General features: G+C 67.2%; 18 protein-coding genes. 8 read left to right on the forward strand and 10 right to left on the reverse strand.

Features of this window, described 5'->3' with window-relative positions; genetic code table 11:
- Window positions 1–7: 7 nt before the first annotated feature.
- Together ubiB and VGI62_RS08585 are read right to left on the reverse strand one after the other, a co-directional pair.
- Window positions 8–1,519 (reverse strand): 2-polyprenylphenol 6-hydroxylase, encoded by a 1,512-nt coding sequence (gene ubiB, locus VGI62_RS08580; protein WP_331504046.1) that lies wholly within the window; start codon window positions 1,517–1,519, stop codon window positions 8–10.
- A gap of 4 nt (window positions 1,520–1,523) precedes the next feature.
- Window positions 1,524–2,282, reverse strand: a complete 759-nt coding sequence (locus VGI62_RS08585; protein ID WP_331504048.1) for a class I SAM-dependent methyltransferase — start codon at window positions 2,280–2,282, stop codon at window positions 1,524–1,526.
- 77 nt (window positions 2,283–2,359) lie between these two features.
- Between VGI62_RS08585 and mutM the strand changes: the two genes are divergently transcribed.
- From mutM to VGI62_RS08615, 6 genes are all read left to right on the forward strand, one after another.
- A complete protein-coding gene (gene mutM / locus VGI62_RS08590; RefSeq protein ID WP_331504050.1) occupies window positions 2,360–3,238 on the forward strand; it encodes a bifunctional DNA-formamidopyrimidine glycosylase/DNA-(apurinic or apyrimidinic site) lyase in 879 nt (292 codons plus the stop codon).
- 11 nt (window positions 3,239–3,249) lie between these two features.
- A complete protein-coding gene (locus tag VGI62_RS08595; RefSeq protein WP_331504052.1) occupies window positions 3,250–4,119 on the forward strand; it encodes a TraB/GumN family protein in 870 nt (289 codons plus the stop codon).
- A gap of 33 nt (window positions 4,120–4,152) precedes the next feature.
- Complete coding sequence (locus tag VGI62_RS08600) at window positions 4,153–4,929, forward strand: enoyl-CoA hydratase (RefSeq protein ID WP_331504054.1); 777 nt, start codon at window positions 4,153–4,155, stop codon at window positions 4,927–4,929.
- 130 nt (window positions 4,930–5,059) lie between these two features.
- Entirely contained in the window at window positions 5,060–5,329 is a 270-nt protein-coding gene (rpsT, locus tag VGI62_RS08605; RefSeq protein WP_331504056.1) for a 30S ribosomal protein S20, read from the forward strand.
- A gap of 407 nt (window positions 5,330–5,736) precedes the next feature.
- Window positions 5,737–7,179: a chromosomal replication initiator protein DnaA gene (dnaA, locus tag VGI62_RS08610; protein WP_331504058.1), complete on the forward strand. Its 1,443-nt coding sequence runs from the start codon at window positions 5,737–5,739 to the stop codon at window positions 7,177–7,179.
- A gap of 89 nt (window positions 7,180–7,268) precedes the next feature.
- Window positions 7,269–7,625, forward strand: coding sequence for a DUF6481 family protein (locus tag VGI62_RS08615; RefSeq protein ID WP_331504060.1), 357 nt, complete (start codon window positions 7,269–7,271; stop codon window positions 7,623–7,625).
- A gap of 214 nt (window positions 7,626–7,839) precedes the next feature.
- Here VGI62_RS08615 and pnp read toward each other — a convergent pair whose 3' ends face one another.
- From pnp to rbfA, 4 genes are all read right to left on the reverse strand, one after another.
- Window positions 7,840–9,984: a polyribonucleotide nucleotidyltransferase gene (gene pnp / locus VGI62_RS08620; RefSeq protein ID WP_331504062.1), complete on the reverse strand. Its 2,145-nt coding sequence runs from the start codon at window positions 9,982–9,984 to the stop codon at window positions 7,840–7,842.
- 257 nt (window positions 9,985–10,241) lie between these two features.
- Window positions 10,242–10,511: a 30S ribosomal protein S15 gene (rpsO, locus tag VGI62_RS08625; protein ID WP_331504064.1), complete on the reverse strand. Its 270-nt coding sequence runs from the start codon at window positions 10,509–10,511 to the stop codon at window positions 10,242–10,244.
- Window positions 10,512–10,515: 4 nt separating this feature from the next.
- A complete protein-coding gene (gene truB / locus VGI62_RS08630) occupies window positions 10,516–11,460 on the reverse strand; it encodes a tRNA pseudouridine(55) synthase TruB (protein WP_331504066.1) in 945 nt (314 codons plus the stop codon).
- The gene (rbfA, locus tag VGI62_RS08635) at window positions 11,460–11,900 is read right to left on the reverse strand and encodes a 30S ribosome-binding factor RbfA (protein ID WP_331504068.1); all 441 of its coding nucleotides are present in this window, start codon (window positions 11,898–11,900) and stop codon (window positions 11,460–11,462) included. Before rbfA ends, truB begins: the two co-directional genes overlap by 1 nt.
- Window positions 11,901–12,104: 204 nt before the next feature.
- On the opposite strand from rbfA, the gene VGI62_RS08640 reads away from it, so the two are divergent.
- Window positions 12,105–13,319 (forward strand): hypothetical protein, encoded by a 1,215-nt coding sequence (locus tag VGI62_RS08640; RefSeq protein WP_331504070.1) that lies wholly within the window; start codon window positions 12,105–12,107, stop codon window positions 13,317–13,319.
- A gap of 96 nt (window positions 13,320–13,415) precedes the next feature.
- Window positions 13,416–13,880, forward strand: a complete 465-nt coding sequence (locus VGI62_RS08645) for a hypothetical protein (RefSeq protein ID WP_331504071.1) — start codon at window positions 13,416–13,418, stop codon at window positions 13,878–13,880.
- 4 nt (window positions 13,881–13,884) lie between these two features.
- On the opposite strand, the gene VGI62_RS08650 is transcribed toward VGI62_RS08645, so the two are convergent.
- The 4 genes from VGI62_RS08650 to infB form a co-directional block, all read right to left on the reverse strand.
- A complete protein-coding gene (locus VGI62_RS08650) occupies window positions 13,885–14,679 on the reverse strand; it encodes a dienelactone hydrolase family protein (protein WP_331504072.1) in 795 nt (264 codons plus the stop codon).
- Window positions 14,680–14,714: 35 nt separating this feature from the next.
- On the reverse strand, window positions 14,715–15,212 hold the full coding sequence (locus VGI62_RS08655; RefSeq protein ID WP_331504073.1) for a DUF2939 domain-containing protein: 498 nt from the start codon (window positions 15,210–15,212) through the stop codon (window positions 14,715–14,717).
- A gap of 67 nt (window positions 15,213–15,279) precedes the next feature.
- On the reverse strand, window positions 15,280–15,756 hold the full coding sequence (locus VGI62_RS08660) for a hypothetical protein (protein ID WP_331504074.1): 477 nt from the start codon (window positions 15,754–15,756) through the stop codon (window positions 15,280–15,282).
- A 132-nt stretch (window positions 15,757–15,888) separates the two neighbouring features.
- The coding region (gene infB, locus VGI62_RS08665) for a translation initiation factor IF-2 (protein ID WP_331504075.1) at window positions 15,889–18,282 on the reverse strand (2,394 nt) is incomplete at its 5' end.

The following is an 18,282-nucleotide window of genomic DNA, read 5'->3' on the forward strand; positions in this document are numbered from 1 at the left end:
CGAGCGACTAGCGCAGGAACATGGCCGCCAGGAAGGCCGCGCCGGCGGCCAGCGCCCCCAGCGAGAACCATAGGAGGGGAGATCGGCCGCGATCTTGGCCCCTCGCCTCGACAGGCGCTGACGTTGGCGGATTTTCGACCAGCTTTGCGATGTTCCGGAGCGCTGCGGCCGCCTCGTCGGCAAAGCGCCGGATCCGGGCGGCCGGCGAAAGCTCTCGAGCCATCCATCGGCGGACCACCGGATCGGCGGCCGACCAGATGTCGTGGTCGGGTTGGATGCGTCGCGCAACGCCCTCGACGGTCATCATGGTCTTCTGCAGCAGCACGAGTTCGGGGCGCAGGTGCATGTCATAAAGGGCGGTGATCTCGAAGAGCTGGGTCAACACCCGGCTCATCGGCACCTCGCTCGCCTTGCGACCGAACACAGGCTCGCCGACAGCCCGCAACGCCTGAGCGAAGGCCGCTATGTTGTGGTGGGCCGGCACATAGCCCGCGTCGAAGTGAGTGCGCGCCACGCCCTCGTAGTCGCGATTCAGGAACCCCCAGAGGATCTCGGCCAGGTAACGCCGCTCCGCAGGGCCGATGCGCCCGATGATCCCGAAGTCCACCGCCGTGAGTTGGGCCGGGGCGGCCGCGAACAGGTTCCCCTCGTGCAGGTCCGCGTGGAAGACGCCATGGTCGAGGGCCTGGGACAGGAAGGCGCGGATCAGATTGTCGGCCATGGCCTGCTGGTCGAGCCCAGGCTGGGTCAGCGCCGCCGGGTCGGATAGCGGCCAGCCCCTCGCCCATTCCATCGTCAGGACACGCTTGCCGACGCCCTGCCAGACGATCCGGGGCACGGCCATGTAGCCGTCCTTGGCCGCCACCTCGCGCAGTTCGTCCGCGCCGGCCGCTTCCAGCCGCAGGTCGAGCTCCAGGATCGTCGCCCGGATCACTGTATCTGCGAAGGCCCTCGGCTCGAGCCGCCGCGCCGGCGGAATCCAGCGGTCGATCAGCGAGGCGGCCAGCGCCAGGCTCTCGGCGTCATTGGAGACCCGCCGCTCGATGCCGGGCCGGAGCACCTTGACCGCTACCTTGCGCCCGTCCTTGAGCTTCGCTTCGTGCGCCTGGGCCAAAGAGGCGGCAGCTATCGGCTCGCCAAACTCCGCATAAAGGCTTTCGATCGAGCGGCCGAGCTCGCGTTCGACCTCAACGCGGGCCGCCGCGGTCGGGAACGCCGGCAGGCGATCCTTGAGCCGCGACAGGTCCTCGGCAAACTCGCGCCCGAAGAAATCGCCACGTGTCGACAGCAGCTGGCCGAGCTTGATCGCCACCGGGCCCATGCCTTCCAGCGAGCGCGCCAGCCGCTCGCCGGGTCGGCCCGACCGCGCGCCCGACCCGGCGAACATCCGCAGGGTCTTGGCCACCGCGCCGAGGGATGCCGGATAAAGGGCGTCGAGCTCGCGCGGCAGCAGCGCGTCGTTACGGACCAGCGCCCAGACCGCAGCGGTCATGCGGCCAAACGCCCCGATCCCGCTCATTCGCCTAGAGCACCCGGCCGGTGTGCAAGGCCGCCACGCCGCCGGTGAAGTTGGTGTAGTCGACGCGGCCGAAGCCGGCTTCGCCAATCATCGCGGCGAACCGGCGCTGATCAGGAAACCGGCGGATGCTCTCCACAAGGTACTGATAAGCCTCTCGGTCGCCGGCGATTCGCGCGCCCACCTCCGGAATCACCTTGAAGGAATAGGCGTCGTACGCCGCTTGAAGGGCCTCTGTGACCGGCCGCGAGAACTCCAGACACAGGAACCGGCCGCCGGGCTTCAACACGCGGCGGGCCTCGCTCAGGGCCGCGGCGATGTCGGTGACATTGCGGATCCCGAACGCGATCACATAGGCCTCGGCGCCGGCGTCCGGCAGGGGCAGGCGCTGGGCGTCGCCCACGGCCCAGACGATCTCTGGCTCGGAGCCCTTCTGGCGGCCCGCGGCGATCATCTCGGCGTTGTAGTCCACCACCATGACGCGGGCGTCTGGGCCTCCGCGGCGCAACTGGGCGCGCCGGGCCATCCTGGCGAACCTGCGCGCCATATCCCCCGTGCCGCCCGCGCAGTCGATGATGGTCTCGCCGGGTTGCGGGTTCAGTCGCGCTGCGACCGCGTCCTTCCAGAGGCGATGCACGCCGCCGCTCATCAGGTCGTTCATCAGGTCATAGCGGCGAGCCACGCGGTCGAACACGCCGCGGACCAGGCCGGGCTTGTCGTTCGGGTCCACGTCGCGGAAGCCGAATGTGGCGGCAGGTCCGGTCATGGCCTGCGTCTTAGCCCCGCGCCTGCGGCGCTCCAAGGCCCTTGGCGCGCGGCCCCGCGCGTGCCAAGCCGTTGGCCATGCCTGAGCTTCCTGAGGTCGAGACGGTTCGAGGCGGCCTGGCGCCGGTGCTGGAGGGCCACCGCCTCGCCCGGGTCGAGGCGCGCCGGCCAGATCTTCGCTTCCCGCTTCCGGAGAACTTCGTCCAGATCCTGACCGGCGCGACGGTCATGCGACTGGCGCGACGCGCCAAGTACCTGCTGGCGAGGCTGGACCGCGAGGACACCCTTGTGATGCACCTGGGCATGAGCGGCCGTTTCCAGATCGCAAACTTCGTACAGGAGGGGGCCGAGGGGGTCGCAAGCCCGGGCGAGTTCCACTACGCGCCCGACCCTGATCCCAAGCACGCCCACATCGTCTTCGAGACCGAGGCTGGCGCACGAGTGACCTACTATGACCCCCGCCGCTTCGGATACATGGCGCTGGTCAACACTGCGACGCTGGACCTGCACCCATGGTTTGCGGGCCTTGGTCCCGAGCCGCTGTCCGACGCCTTCGACGCTGAGCGGCTGAAGGCGGCGTTCAAGGAACGCAGGCAGGGGCCCAAGACCCTGTTGCTCGACCAGCGGATCGTTGCCGGCCTGGGGAACATCTATGTCTGCGAAGCCTTGAACCGCGCGCGTATCTCGCCGTTCAAGGCCGCGGGCGGAATCTCCAGACCCCGCCTCGAAAAGCTCGTCAGCGACATCCGCACGGTGCTGACCGAGGCCATCGCCGCCGGCGGCTCGACCCTGCGGGACTACGCCCAGGCCGATGGCGCGCTGGGGTACTTCCAGCATCGCTTCCGCGTGTACGACCGCGAGGGCGAGGCCTGCCTCAATGATCCTTGCCGCGGGGTCATCGCGCGCAAGGTCCAGGCGGGGCGTTCGACCTTCTATTGCCCGGTCTGCCAGAGGTGATCCGTCGCGATATGAGCCGCTTGTGGACGCCGTTGGCCGCCGCCCTGGCGGCCCTCTTGATCGCCGGGGCCGCCATCGCCAAACCGCCGGTCTGGGTGGTGAAGGACAAGAACTCGGAACTGGTGCTGTTCGGCTCGGTGCATATCTTGCCCCACGACCTCGACTGGTCCTCCCCGGCGCTCGATCGGGCGCTGAAAGACGCTGACGATATCTGGTTCGAGCTGCCCATCGACGCCAAAAGCGAGGCCATGACCGCGACGCTGGCGACCCAGGCCGGCGTGCTTGCGCCCGACCAGTCGCTGTTCAAGCTGCTGGCGCCGCAGGACGCGGAGCTGCTGAGCAAGGTCGCGGCCGCCTACGACGTATCGCCGGCCCTGCTCGACCGGCTGCAGCCCTGGCTGGCTGAGATCGCGCTCGCCGCCGGCGCCTACCGCAGGCTGGGCGCCGACGCGGCCTCCGGTGTCGAGAAGACCATCGCGGCCATGGCGACGCCCAAGGCCAAGCGTCGCGCGTTTGAGACGCCTGCCGAACAGATCGCGCTACTGTCGGGCGGCCCCTGGGACGAGCAGGTCACCTCCCTACGCGAGACGATGCAGGAGATGGACGAAAGGCCCGATGAATTCAGCGTCCTGATCAAAGCCTGGACCGACGGCGACCTGCAGGCGCTCGACCGCGAGGCCCTGGCGCCGATCCGCGACAAGACACCGAACCTCTATCGCCGGCTGGTCACCGAGCGGAATGACCGCTGGACGAAGGTGCTTGATGCGCGCCTGAAGGGCCATGGCCGCACGGTCGTCGTCGTCGGCGTCGGCCACCTGCTGGGCCCGGACGGGGTTCCGGCCCGCCTCCGGGCGCTTGGCTATTCCGTCATAGGGCCTTAAGGCGGCGTTTGGACCTCCAAGGAGCCTAAGCCGATGAGCCTCAAGACCCTGATCGTTGAGCGGCACGACGCCGTGACCCTGATCCGGCTCAACCGCCCCGAAGCGCTCAACGCGCTGAACGGCGCCTTGATGGACGAGCTCACGGCCGTGCTGGACGAGACCGAGGCTGACGCCTCCGTGCGCTGCATCGTTATCACCGGCTCGGACAGGGCCTTCGCCGCCGGGGCCGACATCAAGGAGATGGCCTCCAAGAGCTATGCCGACGTGTTCACCGAGGACTTCATCACGCGCAACTGGGAACGTGTGACCCGTTGCCGCAAGCCGGTGATCGCCGCGGTGGCCGGGTACGCGCTCGGCGGCGGCTGCGAGCTGGCGATGATGTGTGACTTCATCATCGCGGCCGACAACGCACGCTTCGGGCAGCCGGAGATCAACCTGGGGGTCATCCCCGGCGCCGGGGGCACCCAACGGCTCACGCGTTTCGCCGGCAAGTCCAAGGCCATGGACATGGTGCTGACCGCCCGGATGATGGACGCTGGTGAGGCCGAGCGCTGCGGCCTGGTCAGTCGCGTTGTTCCGCTTGCGGAGCTTATTTCGACGGCCATGGAAGCGGCGCAGAAGATCGCCGCCCTCTCGCCCAATTCCGTGATGATCGCCAAGGAACTGGTCAACGCCGCCTACGAGACGCCGCTCAGCCAGGGCGTGAGGATGGAGCGGCGGCTGTTCCACTCGCTCTTCGCCTTCGATGACCAGAAGGAGGGCATGGCCGCCTTCGTCGAGAAGCGGCCAGCGAAGTTCACCGGCAAATAGCGGCATCTGGCCTCGGGCGCCGAAATGCGCCCGACTTCCATTGACCCGCCGCCTTGCCTCCCGTATATCCGCGCCTCCGATTTTCCCCGCCCCTGCTTGCCGGGCGCGTTCGTTTGAAGAGCTCTCCAGAATGGCCAACACGCCCGGCTCCAAGAAAGCGGTCCGCAAGATCGCCCGCCGCACCGAAGTCAACACCGCGCGCCGTTCGCGCGTGCGCACTTTCCTGCGCAAGTTCGATGAAGCGCTGGCAGGCGGCGACGCCGTGGCGGCCAAGGAGGCCTTCGTGAAGGCGCAGTCGGAGCTGATGCGCGCGGTCACCAAGGGCGTGGTTCACAAGAACACCGGGTCGCGCAAGGTTTCGCGCCTGGCGGCTCAGCTGAAAAAGTTGTCCGCGGCCTGACGGAGCGAGGCGCGGGGAAACCCCGCCTCTCCCATCGGAATTCAAACCGGCCAAACGGCGCCCCTCGGGGCGCCGTTTTCGCGTCTGACGGGAAATATTCCTGACCGCAAACGCGACAAATCTACTCAGCTCACGGAACGCCAATCGGGAATTTCCTTGGCCCTAAAAGGGGTCAGCGTGAGTCAATTAAAATATCAACTTGAGCGCGGAAGAATCACCGTTGACCGGCCTCGGCCCCCGATTAGTGTCAGCTTCCTTACAGGCGTCTTGTATCTGATCCCGGATCAAACTGGGGCGCCGGCGGAACGCTTGCGTTCGCCGGATAAGAGACTGTTTGCGTTAATTAAATTCACGACCGCTTGATTTGGGGATCGCGGTCGCGGTGGGCAGGACGGGGGTTGGCGAGAATGATGAGCGGGGGGGCTGCGGGAGCTATGGCGAGCGCACCGGCCGGGGTCGTGTGGACGAAGACCTGCTTGGTCTTGAAACGCGAATTGGGCGAAGCGACGTTCGGCTCCTGGCTTGGCCAGGCGGCGCTGCGGGAGACCGGTGACGAGGTGTGCCTGGTCGCCGCCACCGGCGTGGCCCGTGACTGGATCGCCCGGCACGCCTGGCGTCGGATCGGCGAACTCTGGGCGCAGAACGATCCGCTCGGCCGCAGGCTCGACCTTAAGTCACGGATGGAATTCGATTCCGAGGGACCGACGCCGGTCGCCCCACCCGCACCGGCAGCCTTCGTGGCCGCGTCCAACGCCCCCGAGGTCTTCGAGTGCGAAGTCCAGCCCGCGCCGGCAGCCGCCCGCCAGGGACGCCTTCTCGGGCTTCAGGAGCGGTTCTCCTTCGACAGCTTCGTTGCGGGCCCCTCCAACGAGTTCGCCTTCGCCGTGGCCCGTCGGGTGGCGACCTGGTCGGACGGCCACTTCAACCCGGTGATGTTCCACGGACCCTATGGCTTCGGGAAAACCCATTTGCTGAACGCGCTCGCCTGGGAGGCCATGCGCAACGAGCCGTCGAAGCGTGTCGTCCACCTGACCGCCGAGCGGTTCACCACCACCTTTGTGCGGGCGCTGCAGGACAAACAAACCGCGGCGTTCAAGGAAGAGCTTCGCAATGCCGACCTGCTGCTGATCGACGACGTGCACTTCGTCGCCGGCAAGACTTCGACGCAGGAAGAACTGTTCCACACCCTGATCGCGCTGGTCGAGGACGGCCGCCGCGTCGTGATGACCGCCGATCGCTCGCCGACCGAACTCTCGGAGATGGAGCCGCGTCTGCGCTCTCACCTGCAGGCGGGCCTGGTTTGCGGCATCGAGCCGGCCGACCGCAGCCTTCGCCTGGGAATCCTCGATCGCAAGCTGCAGACCCTGGCCCACCAGGGTGGCTTCCTGCCGTCCGCCAAGTCGGAGGTCATGCAGTTCCTGGCCGACCGGTTCACCGATAGCGTGCGCGAATTGGAAGGCGCACTGAACACCCTGGTGGCCCGCGTCGGCGGCGACCTCGCCCGCCTCACGCTTGACGAAGCCCAGACCATCCTTCGTCCGCACCTCTCCTGCAACGAGCGCAAGGTGACGGTGGATCAGATCCAGAAGACCGTCGCCGAGCACTACGGGCTCAAGCAGGCCGACCTGATCTCCGAGCGGCGCGCACGCGCGGTAGCCAGGCCCCGGCAGGTCGCTATGTGGCTAGCGAAACAGATCACGACACGTTCGCTGCCCGACATCGGCCGTCGCTTTGGCGGACGCGACCACACCACGGTGCTGCACGCCGTGCGCCGCATCGAGGCGTTGAAGGCGGAAGATCCTCAGATCGCCCGGGACACCGACGCGTTGCTCAGGAAACTGCGGGGCTAACCCGCCACGCGTGTTTCCGGAGCACTCGGTCAGAACTGCTGTAAGGTGAGCGGTCGCGCAATCGCGGCCGCCCCGCCTGAAAGGCTTCCATGAAAGACCTGAAGGGCTCCGGCCTGACCGAGCGGCTGGCCGCTGCTGCGCTGGCCAAGGCTGCGCTACTGGCCAAGCTGAAACCAAGGCCGACCGTCACGGATCCGCTGTTCGACCAGCGCGCGGCCCTGCGTGCCGCGGAGCTCAAGGACGTGCGCACGGCGCGAGCGGATCAGAGGCAAGCCGACCGTCAGGTTGCGGCGGACAATCGCGCCGCGGCCCATGCGGCGGTGCTTGCCTCAGAGGAAGCCGTCCTCGCCCAGAAGCGCAGCGCACGCAAGGAGCGAAAGCAGCTCACCAAGGCCGAGGCCCAATCCAAGCGTGACGCCCGCTACGCGGCGCGTAAGGCGCGCTAAGCTCCCACTCGTCATGGGGCGGCTCCGATAGCCGCGCCCCCTGCCAGACCACCCGGCGCAGCTTCGCTCAACGCTACCTTTCCGCGCTCGGTCGCCCTCACGCAGCCTGCGCTTCACTTCGCTCGTGGTGAGAATGCGCCCAGCCTGGGGGCAAATGAAAAGGGCGGCCGCATCGCTGCAGCCGCCCTGATCATTGCCAGCGGAATGAAGACGCCTAGGCGTCGGCGCTTTCCGGCTGCTCTTGCTTGGCCGTCAGGTCCTCGCCGGTTTCCTGGTCGACGATCTTCATCGACAGGCGGGTCTTGCCGCGATCGTCGAAGCCCAGGAGCTTCACTTTCACGGACTGGCCTTCCTGCAGGACGTCGGAGACCTTGTTCACACGCTCGTTGGAGATCTGGCTGACGTGCACCAGGCCGTCCTTGGCGCCGAAGAAGTTCACGAAGGCGCCGAAGTCGACGATCTTCACCACCTTGCCGGTGTAGATCTGGCCGACTTCCGGCTCCGACGCGATCGACTTGATCCAATCCTTGGCAGCGTCGATCTTCGACTGTTCCGCGGCCGCGATCTTGATCGTGCCATCTTCTCCGATGTCGATCTTGGCGCCGGTTTCGGCGGTGATCTCGCGGATCACCTTGCCGCCCGAACCGATCACTTCGCGGATCTTGTCCACCGGGATCTTGATGGTCTCGATCTTCGGCGCGTATTCGCCCAGCTCGTGGCGCGGGGCTTCCATGGCCTTGTTCATCTCGCCAAGGATGTGATCGCGGCCGCCCTTAGCCTGGGAGAGCGCCTGCTTCATGATCGCCTCGGTGATGCCGGGGATCTTGATGTCCATCTGCAGCGAAGTGATGCCGTCGGCCGTGCCGGCGACCTTGAAATCCATGTCCCCGAGGTGGTCCTCGTCGCCAAGGATGTCGGAGAGAACGGCGAAGCCGTCCTTTTCCAGGATCAGGCCCATGGCGATGCCGGAAACCGGCTTCTTCAGGGGCACGCCTGCATCCATCAGGGCCAACGACGAACCGCAGACCGTGGCCATCGACGATGAACCGTTGGACTCGAAGATCTCCGAGACGAGGCGGATCGTGTAGGGGAAGTCTTCGACGCCGGGCAGCATCGGGCGGATCGCCCGCCAGGCCAGCTTGCCGTGTCCGACGTCGCGCCGGCTCGGAGCACCCATGCGGCCCGTCTCCCCGACCGAGAACGGCGGGAAGTTATAGTGCAGCATGAACTTCTCGTAGGACTTGCCTTCCAGGGCGTCGATCAGCTGCTCGTCGTCTCCCGTGCCGAGCGTGGCCACGACCAGGGCCTGGGTTTCGCCGCGGGTGAAAAGCGCCGAGCCGTGGGCCCGGGGCAGGACGCCCACTTCCGAAACGATCTGGCGAACCTGGTCGACCTTGCGGCCGTCGATACGCACGCCGGTGTCGAGGATGTTGCGGCGGACGACGTCGGCTTCCAGTTCCTTGAAGACCGCGCCCAGCTTGTCCGGCGAAATGCCCGCCGGGTTTTCGTCCGACTTGCCGAACTTGCCGGCGGCCTTTTCCTTGGCTGCAGCGACCGCGTCCTGGCGCTCCAGCTTGGCGGGGATCTTGAAGGCGGCGGCGAGGTCCTTGCCAATGGCCTTCTTCATCTCCGCCTTGATGGCGTCGGTGTCTTCCGGCTGGAAGTCGAAGGGTTCCTTGGCGGAATGTTCGGCCAGCTCGATGATCGCGTCGATGACGGGCTGCATGCCGGCGTGCGCGAACATCACGCCCTTCAGCACTTCGTCCTCGTTCATTTCCTGGATCTCGGACTCGACCATCATGACCGCGTCGTTCGTGCCGGCGACCACCAGGTCCATCCGGCTGTCCTTCATCTCGTCGAGGGTCGGATTGAGGACGTACTCACCGTTGATGTAGCCGACGCGGGCGCCGGCGATCGGGCCCATGAACGGCGCGCCGGAGATCACCAGGGCCGCGGAGGCGGCCACCAAGGCGACGATGTCCGGATCATTCTCGAGGTCGTGGGCCAGAACGGTGGCGACCACCTGGACCTCGTTCTTGAAGCCCTTGACGAACAGCGGCCGGATCGGACGATCGATCAGTCGGCTGGTCAGGGTTTCCTTTTGCGAGGGCGCGCCTTCGCGGCGGGGGAAGGAACCGGGGATCTTGCCCGCGGCGTAGAACTTCTCCTGGTAGTTCACGGTGAGCGGGAAGAAGTCCTGGCCCGGCTTGGCGCTCTTGGCGAAGACCGCAGTGGCCAGCACCATCGTCTCGCCGTAGGTGGCCAGCACCGCGCCGTCTGCCTGACGGGCCATGCGGCCGGTTTCGAGCGTCAGCGTCTTGCCGCCCCACTCGAGTGTCTTTCTCTTGATGTCGAACATTTTCGCTTCTTTCTATCCCGCGGGCGTATTCCCGGCGGGGGCGGACAGGGATCGGTCTTCCGAAATCCTCTCCAAATGAACAGGCGGTGAGGACTTCGTCGGAGCCCTCGGCTTGTGCGGCGATCTCGAGCTTTACGAGGTCGCCTGTGCCGCATTGGGGTCCCCCGGCCTGTTGCGGAGGAGCGGCGGTGGAAATCGTCTGGTCCGTTGGAGGGTTCTTCGTCCAACCCGCTCTCAAGGAACCTTCAGATAAAACCCTAGCGGCGCAGGCCCAGGGTCTCGATCAGCTTTTGATAGCGGTTCGCGTCGGACTTCTTCAGGTGGTCGAGGAGCGACCGGCGGGCGGAAACCAGCTTGAGCAGGCCCCGGCGCGAGTGGTTGTCCTTCTTGTGCGTCTTGAAGTGCTCGGTCAGGTTGGCGATCCGTTCGGACATGATCGCCACCTGGACTTCAGCGCTGCCCGTGTCCGCTTCACCGCGGGCATGGGTCTTGATCACTTCAGCCTTGCGTTCGGCCGTAATCGACATCGTGTCAGTCTCCGCTCTTTTCCAGGTGAAAAACACGCGAAGGTTCGAGCCGACCCGCACGCATCTCGCAGAGCGCGACCACGATCCCGCCCGCCATGGCTGAAACAGTGCGCGAGCCAGGCTTGAGCCTGGCTTTCACCGCTTCGACCTGTCGGGGAACGAGAACGATCGGCCGTCCCTGCTTCAGTCTGAAGGCGTCTTCTGCGGTCACGGCCAGCTCCGGGATGTCGTCCAGGGCGGTCTCGACCGGAAGCAGCGCCTCCGACTGGCGGGCCTTATGCCCTAAATCCTCAAGCATTTCCAGCGTCACCGCGGATTGCTCGGTGAAGCCGCCGACGCGGGTTCTGCGAAGGGCGCTCACGTGGCCGCAGGCGCCGAGCATTTCGGCCAGGTCGCGGGCGATGGCGCGCACGTAGGTTCCCTTGCCGCACTCTATCTCCAGAGTGACGTGATCGGCGTCAGGCGCCTCGGCCACGCGGGCTGAATGGATGGACACGATGCGGGCGGCGAGCTCGACCGTTTCGCCGGCGCGGGCCAGGTCATAGGCTCGCTCGCCGTCCACTTTGATCGCCGAATAGGCCGGGGGCACCTGGCTGATCTGGCCCACGAAGCGCGGCAACACGGCCTCGACTTCGGCGACGCTGGGCCGCACGTCGGACTGGGCGATCGTCTCGCCCTCGCGGTCATGGGTCGCAGTGGTGCGGCCCCAGGCGAGGGTGAAGCGGTAGGCCTTGTCGGCGTCCACCAGGAAGGGGACCGTCTTGGTTGCTTCTCCCAGCGCGATGGGCAGGATGCCGGTGGCCAGCGGGTCCAGCGTACCGGCGTGCCCGGCTTTCTGGGCGTTGAAGGCCCGTCGCACGCGCGATACGGCGTAGGTCGAGGTCAGGTCGTAGGGCTTGTCGAGGCAAATCCAGCCGGAGACGGCGTCACCCTTGCGGCGGCGGCCCACTAGTCCTCGTCCTTCCAGGCATCGGCCGGCGCTTGCGGCGCCAGGTCCTGGGCCACGCGCGGGTCGGCGAAGAGGCGGCTGATCCGCGCCGCCTCGTCGAAGGTTTCGTCGTGAAGGAATTTGAGCGCCGGGGTGAACTTCATATCGATCGCGTGGCCCAGGCGCCCGCGCAGGAATTTGTGATGGCGGTTCAGCGCCTTGACCACGGTGGCCGCCTGGTCGCCGCCACCCAGGGGCTCGACGAAGACTGTGGCGTTTCGCAGGTCCGGGCTCATCCGAACCTCGGTGATGGTCACCGAGACGCCGGCCAGTTCCGGATCGTTGATCTCCTCCTCGCGGAGGATTTCCACCAGCGCGTGACGGGTCAGCTCACCGGCGCGCAGCTGGCGCTGTGACGGGCCGCGCGGGGCCTCGCGGCCGATGGGGGGTGGACGTTTCATAGCGGTCGCTCGCTTGGGGCCTGGGGTGCGGATCGGACGCAACCGACGCAGGGGAAGGGCGGGCTTCTAGTCGCGTGAGGGGCGCAAGTCCAGCCGCGTGGGCCTGCGGCGGGTCTGGCGCATCTGTGACGCAGCGGATTTTGCCTAGGCATGCGCCACGGCCCGTCGGATGGTGCCGGCCATGCCCCTTCGATCGGTCGTTCCATGAGCGTTTCCACTCCCGCCGTCCCCGCTCCCTCGTCGGATGTGGTCGTCCAGGAGGTCGCCGGCGTGGCCTATACGCCACTGGAAACGGGCAGCACGGTTCTGCTGGGCGTCCTTGCGTTGCTGATCTCGGGCTTGCTGGGGCTGCTGCTCAGCACCCTTGCAGACGAGCATCGGCTGGCGGCTTCGGGCATCGGGCTGGCGGCCATGCTGGAGGCGCTCAGCACCGGATTGGTGACAGGTCTGGCCGGGGCCGTCCTGAAACCGAAGCGGCTGAGGGTGGTGGCCGCGCTGGCGGCGGTGGCGCTGGTCGCCATCAATCTCGCCACGGTCAGGACCAGCGGCGAGGGCATCCTGGGGATCCGGGCGCTCGCGGGCCTTCCTGAGGGCGTCCTGCTCTGGATCGCCATCGGCTTCATCGCGCGGACCCAGACCCCGGAGCGATGGGCCGCGGTGCTCTTCACCGGCATGGGCATCACCCAACTCGGCGCTGCGACCCTGCTCACGGTCTATATATTGCCGCGCTTCGGGGCCAACGGCGGCTACGTCATGCTGGCCGTCGCCGCAGCCCTTTGCCTGCCGCTTACCGCCTTTATCCCGCGTGCGCTGCACGACCTGCCCGGGACCGGCTCAGGCGCGAGCGGCGCGCCACCTCCCAAGGGTTGGATCGCCCTCTTCGCCACGCTCTGCTACACAGCGCCCATCGCCGCCGTGGCCGTCTACATCGTACCGTTGGCGCATCAGGCCGGCTTGAGCACGGGCGCAGGACGCACGGCGATCTCCGTCGGCCTGGCCTGCCAGATCGCCGGCGGCGCGCTCGCGACAGGCCTGGCCGGGCGCGTGCGCTACATCACGGTGTTCGGGTTCTGCGGAGCGGCCCTGCTGACGACCTGGGCCACCTACGCGGGCAGCGCACCTGCGACGCTCTTCATCGCCATGTCCGGCCTTGCCGGCCTATGCGGCGGCCTGGGTGGGCCGTTCCTCGTGCCGATGACCATCGAAATCGATCCGACCCGCCGGACGGCCATGCAGAGCGGGGCCGTGCAACTGCTGGCCGGCGCGTTCGGGCCGTTGCTGGCCGCGCTGGTGGTCGGTGAGCGGCAGGACCATGGCGTGTTGTTCCTGGCCGGTGCGCTGCTCATCGTCAGCTTGGCTGTGATGGTCGCTTTGCACCGGGCCTCGCGGGCCCGGCGAACACCGGCCGCTGCGGCCTAACGCGGGTTTGCGCTTTCCGCTTGAGGCGCCCGGCTTCCCCCGCTACTGCAGTTGCGACTTAATCGCAAAAACCTGCGGCTGTGAGAGGCGTAATCCTTGGCGAAATCGAAGACGGCGCGGAGCAATCCGGCGCTGCGGCTCGGCCTCATCCGTCAGCTGCATATCTATCTGAGCGTGTTCGTCGCCCCGACGCTGATCTTCTTTGCGCTGACCGGCGCCCTGCAGACGTTCCGCATTCCCGACCAGAAGGCTGCGCCCGTGGCGCTGCAGAAACTCGCGCGACTGCACAAGGACACAGTCTTTGCTGTGAAGCCGCCGCGCCCCAAGCGGCCGGAGGGCGCCGGCGAACGGCACGGCGGCGAGCCGCCCGCGCCGGCCAAGCCGCAGAGCAAGCCTTCGACCGAGGCGCTCAAATGGTTCTTCTCCATCGCCTCGATCGGCGTCGCAATCAGCGCGCTGCTGGGCCTTTGGATGGCGCTCGCCTACAGCAAACGGCGGCTGATCCTGTGGATCGTCCTGATCGCCGGGATGCTGGCCCCGGTGCTCCTCCTGGCGCTCTAGCACCCTAAGCTGCGGTGCGCTCCTTGAAGAACTGGATCACGCGGCGTTCGGCGTCCTTGGTGGGTCCGTCGTCCGCGAGATTGACCGTCAGGACCGAGTGCGGGTGCTTCAACGGGCCCGGAGCCGCGTCCTTCGGATCGAGCTCGATGGCTTCGAACTTGTCCCCGAACTCGCGCTTCAGGGTGTCGAACCGGGCGTCCGGAACGAAGGGGTCACCATAGAACCGAAGCCCGATCATCGAGAGATCCTCGTCGGCGAACCGGCGCTTGGCGCAGGCGACCTCGATGGGCGATGCGCTGATGCCGGCCGCACGTTTGGGGTTGTTCGATCCGAGCGGCAGGGAAGGCTGGGACAGTACGGGCGCGACCACCGCCGGCTCGGTCATCATGGCCAGGGCGAAACCGCCGGTGAAGCACATCCCGACCGCGCCGACGCCCCGACCGCCGCATTCGGCGTGGGCCTTGCGCGCCAATGCGCGCAGCCAGTCCACGATCGGGCTTGCCTTGTCGGTCGCCCAAACATTGAATTCGCGACGGATGCAGATGCCGGCCAGCATGGTGGCCACCCCCAGCGGGTGATCGGCGGGCCGTCCGGCCACGCCGAAAAGCCGGGGCAGGTAGACGCTCATGCCCGCCGCCGCCACGCGGTCGGCGAAGCGCACGACCAGCGGATGCAGGCCCGGCATCTCGTGGATCACGATCACCGCGGGACCCGACCCCTTTCGATAGACAGGCCTCGTCCAGGGCCCATCCTCGAAGTCGAACTTCTCGTACCCGGAAAGCACTGCCTCGTAGCCCATGACGCCTCCGACCGTTCAGGCTGAGCTTAGGCCGATCAGAGCTTTAAGCGCAGCGTGGAAGAATCGCCGTCAAAGCTCGTGAGCTTCCACTTGCCGTTTTCCTTGGTGAACGTCAGCACGCAAGGGCCGTCCTTTTTCTTGGTGGCGCAGACGCGGCCGTCGGGCAGGGTCTTCAGCGCCTGGGCGATGACCACCGGGTTCGGGATCTTGGTGTCGGGCTTGTAGCCGTACTGCTCAGCCACGAACTTGAAGGTCCTGGGCTGGATCAGCGCTTGATCGGCGAACTCCATCATCGAGGGGCCGAGCAGCGCCGCCAGCCCCTTCATCTTGTCGTTCTTCGCCATTCGATCGGCGAGCTTGGTCTGTAGCTCCTGCTTCAGGGCCTCGTGGTCCACGTGCGCGTCAAAGGTCGCGCCATCGTCGTCGCGAATGGCGACCAGCAGCGCATGCACGTCGTTCGCCGCGCCCAGGCGCTCGGCCGAGGCGCAGGCGCTCAGCGTCAGGGCCATCAGGCTGATCAGGACGGCGCGCATGCAGATCTTCCTCCGTGGAAAGCGAGCGATAGCCTGTCATGACGGCGAGATCACGACGTTCCTGCCATCAATCCTTGCCGATTAACGCCCGCGCCGCGCCCGCAATGACGAGGCCCACGAGGAAGAGGTGGCCCGCGAATTCGATGTAGAGCACCGGCGGCTTGGGCATGGCGTATCCCACCGCCGACAGAGGCAAAACCACGAAGCGCATGAAGAAGAAGATCGCCGCGCCGTAGAGGGGCCCGGTCACGACGAACAGCCTGCGCAGAATTGGCGCCCTCAGCGAAACGAGGACGAACGCCGCGGCGAACGCCATCGTGATTGCAAAGTGTGAGACGATGCCGATGACGGCGACGTCGGTTCCGCCGTGCATCGCCGCCTTGCCGAACCAGCCGCGCGCCACGGCCTTGCCGATCGTCAGGGGCGCCAGCCCGGACTCCGCACAGGCGACAGAAAAGTCGAGGACGCCTGCGGTCAGTCCCCCGAGCGCAATCGCGGCCAGCACCCGGCGGCGCGGGCGGGTGTCGGCTACAATGGATACCATGGTTATCTCCCCGGTCCGGGCCGAGCGAACCACGGAATTGGGCGGCGGCAAAGCTCGCCGCACTGGCGCTCCCGGCCACGAAAAAGCCCCGGAGGGTCGCTCCGGGGCTCGGTCGTTCGGTTCTGCGCCTGCCTAGAGCGTGCGCTTGACCTCTTCGAGACTGAAGCATTCGATGGTGTCGCCGGGCTTGATGTCCTGGAAGCCGGCGAAGGCCATGCCGCATTCCTGGCCAGACTGGACCTCGTTGACCTCGTCCTTGAAGCGCTTGAGCGTCTGCAGGGTGCCGAGTTCGAGGACCACGATATCCGCCCGCACGATCCGGACGCGCGCGCCCTTGCGGACCACACCCTCGGTGACCCGGCAACCGGCGACGCGGCCGATCTTGGAGATATCGAAGGCCTGCAGCACCTCGGCGTTGCCCAGGAAGGTTTCGCGCTGGATCGGAGCGAGCATGCCCGAGAGCACGCCTTTGATGTCGTCGAGCAGGTCGTAGATGATCGAGTAGTAGCGGATCTCGACGCCTTCGCGCTCGGCCAGGTCGCGCGCCTGTTTCGAAGCACGGACGTTGAAGCCGAGGATCGCTGAGCCCGCGCCCTTGGCGAGCATGACATCGCTCTCGCTGATCGCGCCGGCGCCCGACAGGATGATCCGCGCACGGACTTCCTCGGTGCCAATCTTGTCCAGCGACCCGACGATGGCTTCCGTAGAGCCCTGCACGTCGGCCTTGATGACCAGTGGCAGTTCGGAGGCCTTCTTGTCGGTAATCTTCGACATCATCTCGGCCAGCGAGGCGCCCTGAGCCGGCGCGCCGGCCTTCTCGCGCTTCACGCGGACGCGGTAGGCCGTGAGCTCGCGGGCGCGAGCTTCGTTCTCGACGACAGCGAAGGGTTCGCCCGGCGCAGGCGTTCCGTCGAGGCCGAGGATCTCCACGGGCACAGAGGGACCGGCGTCTGAAACCTGTTCCTCACGCTCGTTGAGCAGCGCCCGGACCTTACCCCAATGGTCGCCGGCCACGACAATGTCGCCGCGCTTCAGCGTGCCGCGCTTGACCAGAACCGTGGAGACGGCGCCGCGGCCGCGATCCAGCTTCGCCTCGATCACCACGCCATCGGCGACGCGATCAGGGTTGGCCTTGAGGTCAAGGACTTCGGCCTGCAGGAGAATGGCTTCGAGCAGGTTGTCGAGGCCGGTCTTCTTGGTGGCGGAGACCTCGATCGCCTGAGTGTCGCCGCCCAGGCTTTCCACGACGATCTCGTGTTGCAGCAGTTCGTTGATCACCCGCGTCGGATCGGCGCCGGGCTTGTCCATCTTGTTGATCGCCACGATGAGCGGCGCACCGGCGGCCTTGGCATGATTGATGGCCTCGATCGTCTGGGGCATGACGCCGTCGTCGGCCGCCACCACCAGCACCACGATGTCGGTCACCGTGGCGCCGCGCATACGCATCGCCGAGAAGGCGGCGTGGCCCGGGGTGTCCAGGAAGGTGACCCGCTGGCCGTCCTCAAGGTGCACCTGGTAGGCGCCGATGTGCTGAGTGATCCCACCATGCTCGCCGGCCACCACGTCGGTGGAGCGAAGGGCGTCGAGGAGGCTGGTCTTGCCGTGGTCGACGTGGCCCATGATCGTGACCACCGGCGGACGCGGCAGCAGGTGATCGTCGACATCCTGGTCGCCGATGAAGCCTTCTTCGACGTCGGCTTCCGACACGCGGCGCACGGTGTGACCGAATTCAGTGGCCACCAGTTCGGCGGTGTCGTTGTCGATGACGTCGTTGATCTTCAGCATCACGCCCTGACGCATCAGGAACTTGATGATCTCTGCGCCCCGGATGGCCATACGGTTGGCCAGTTCGCTGACCGTGATGACGTCCGGAATGACCACTTCGCGGGCCGCGCGGGCCTGCTCCTGTGTGCCGCCCTTGCGCTTTTCGCGTTCGCGTTCCCGAGCCCGGCGCACCGAAGCGAGAGAGCGCATCCGGTCGACGGCGCCCTCGTCGTCCCCGGCCACAGCCTGGATCGTCAGGCGGCCTTCGCGGCGTTGGGGAGCCCCCTTGGCGCGGCTGATCGCCTTGGACGCCGGAGCGCCCTTGCGGCCGCCGTCATCGTCGTCGGGACGGCGGTCCATGGCCGCGCCGCCGGGCCGCGGGGCCTGGCGGGTGGCGCGCTGAATTTCAGGCGTGGCCGGCGGAGCGGCGGGGCCGATACGCGGACCGCCGGGGCCGCGGGCGCCGGGGCCGCCGGGACGCGGACCGGCCGGGCGCGGCGCCAGGGCCGAATAGCGGACGGTGTCGCCACCGGCGCGCGGCGCGCGCTCGTCGCGGTCCGGCGTCTGGCGCGGAGTGCGGTCGTCACGCTCGCGGCGCTGATCGTCGGGCCGCGGCGCGCGCTGGTTGAAGGAGGCGCCCTCGAAGCGCGCAGACGGAGGCGCGGGCCGATAGGTCGTGGTGCTGGCCCTGTCGTCGCGACGGTCGGCGGAGGGTTGGTAGGTCCGGGTCTGGCCGGGGCCGGCCGGCGCGCTTGGGCGCGG

This window comes from Phenylobacterium sp. (assembly GCF_036495085.1).
Lineage (GTDB): Bacteria > Pseudomonadota > Alphaproteobacteria > Caulobacterales > Caulobacteraceae > Phenylobacterium.

What these genes read in the sequence shown, in the direction of transcription:
- VGI62_RS08615 (WP_331504060.1), top strand. Translation starts at nt 7,269, where the DNA reads ATGAAAGACCTGAAGGGCTCCGGCCTGACCGAGCGGCTGGCCGCTGCT.
- mutM (WP_331504050.1), top strand. Translation starts at nt 2,360, where the DNA reads ATGCCTGAGCTTCCTGAGGTCGAGACGGTTCGAGGCGGCCTGGCGCCG.
- dnaA (WP_331504058.1), top strand. Translation starts at nt 5,737, where the DNA reads ATGATGAGCGGGGGGGCTGCGGGAGCTATGGCGAGCGCACCGGCCGGG.
- VGI62_RS08655 (WP_331504073.1), bottom strand. Translation starts at nt 15,212, where the DNA reads ATGCGCGCCGTCCTGATCAGCCTGATGGCCCTGACGCTGAGCGCCTGC.
- VGI62_RS08585 (WP_331504048.1), bottom strand. Translation starts at nt 2,282, where the DNA reads ATGACCGGACCTGCCGCCACATTCGGCTTCCGCGACGTGGACCCGAAC.
- VGI62_RS08650 (WP_331504072.1), bottom strand. Translation starts at nt 14,679, where the DNA reads ATGGGCTACGAGGCAGTGCTTTCCGGGTACGAGAAGTTCGACTTCGAG.
- pnp (WP_331504062.1), bottom strand. Translation starts at nt 9,984, where the DNA reads ATGTTCGACATCAAGAGAAAGACACTCGAGTGGGGCGGCAAGACGCTG.
- rpsT (WP_331504056.1), top strand. Translation starts at nt 5,060, where the DNA reads ATGGCCAACACGCCCGGCTCCAAGAAAGCGGTCCGCAAGATCGCCCGC.
- VGI62_RS08660 (WP_331504074.1), bottom strand. Translation starts at nt 15,756, where the DNA reads ATGGTATCCATTGTAGCCGACACCCGCCCGCGCCGCCGGGTGCTGGCC.
- rpsO (WP_331504064.1), bottom strand. Translation starts at nt 10,511, where the DNA reads ATGTCGATTACGGCCGAACGCAAGGCTGAAGTGATCAAGACCCATGCC.
- VGI62_RS08595 (WP_331504052.1), top strand. Translation starts at nt 3,250, where the DNA reads ATGAGCCGCTTGTGGACGCCGTTGGCCGCCGCCCTGGCGGCCCTCTTG.
- VGI62_RS08600 (WP_331504054.1), top strand. Translation starts at nt 4,153, where the DNA reads ATGAGCCTCAAGACCCTGATCGTTGAGCGGCACGACGCCGTGACCCTG.
- VGI62_RS08640 (WP_331504070.1), top strand. Translation starts at nt 12,105, where the DNA reads ATGAGCGTTTCCACTCCCGCCGTCCCCGCTCCCTCGTCGGATGTGGTC.
- rbfA (WP_331504068.1), bottom strand. Translation starts at nt 11,900, where the DNA reads ATGAAACGTCCACCCCCCATCGGCCGCGAGGCCCCGCGCGGCCCGTCA.
- ubiB (WP_331504046.1), bottom strand. Translation starts at nt 1,519, where the DNA reads ATGAGCGGGATCGGGGCGTTTGGCCGCATGACCGCTGCGGTCTGGGCG.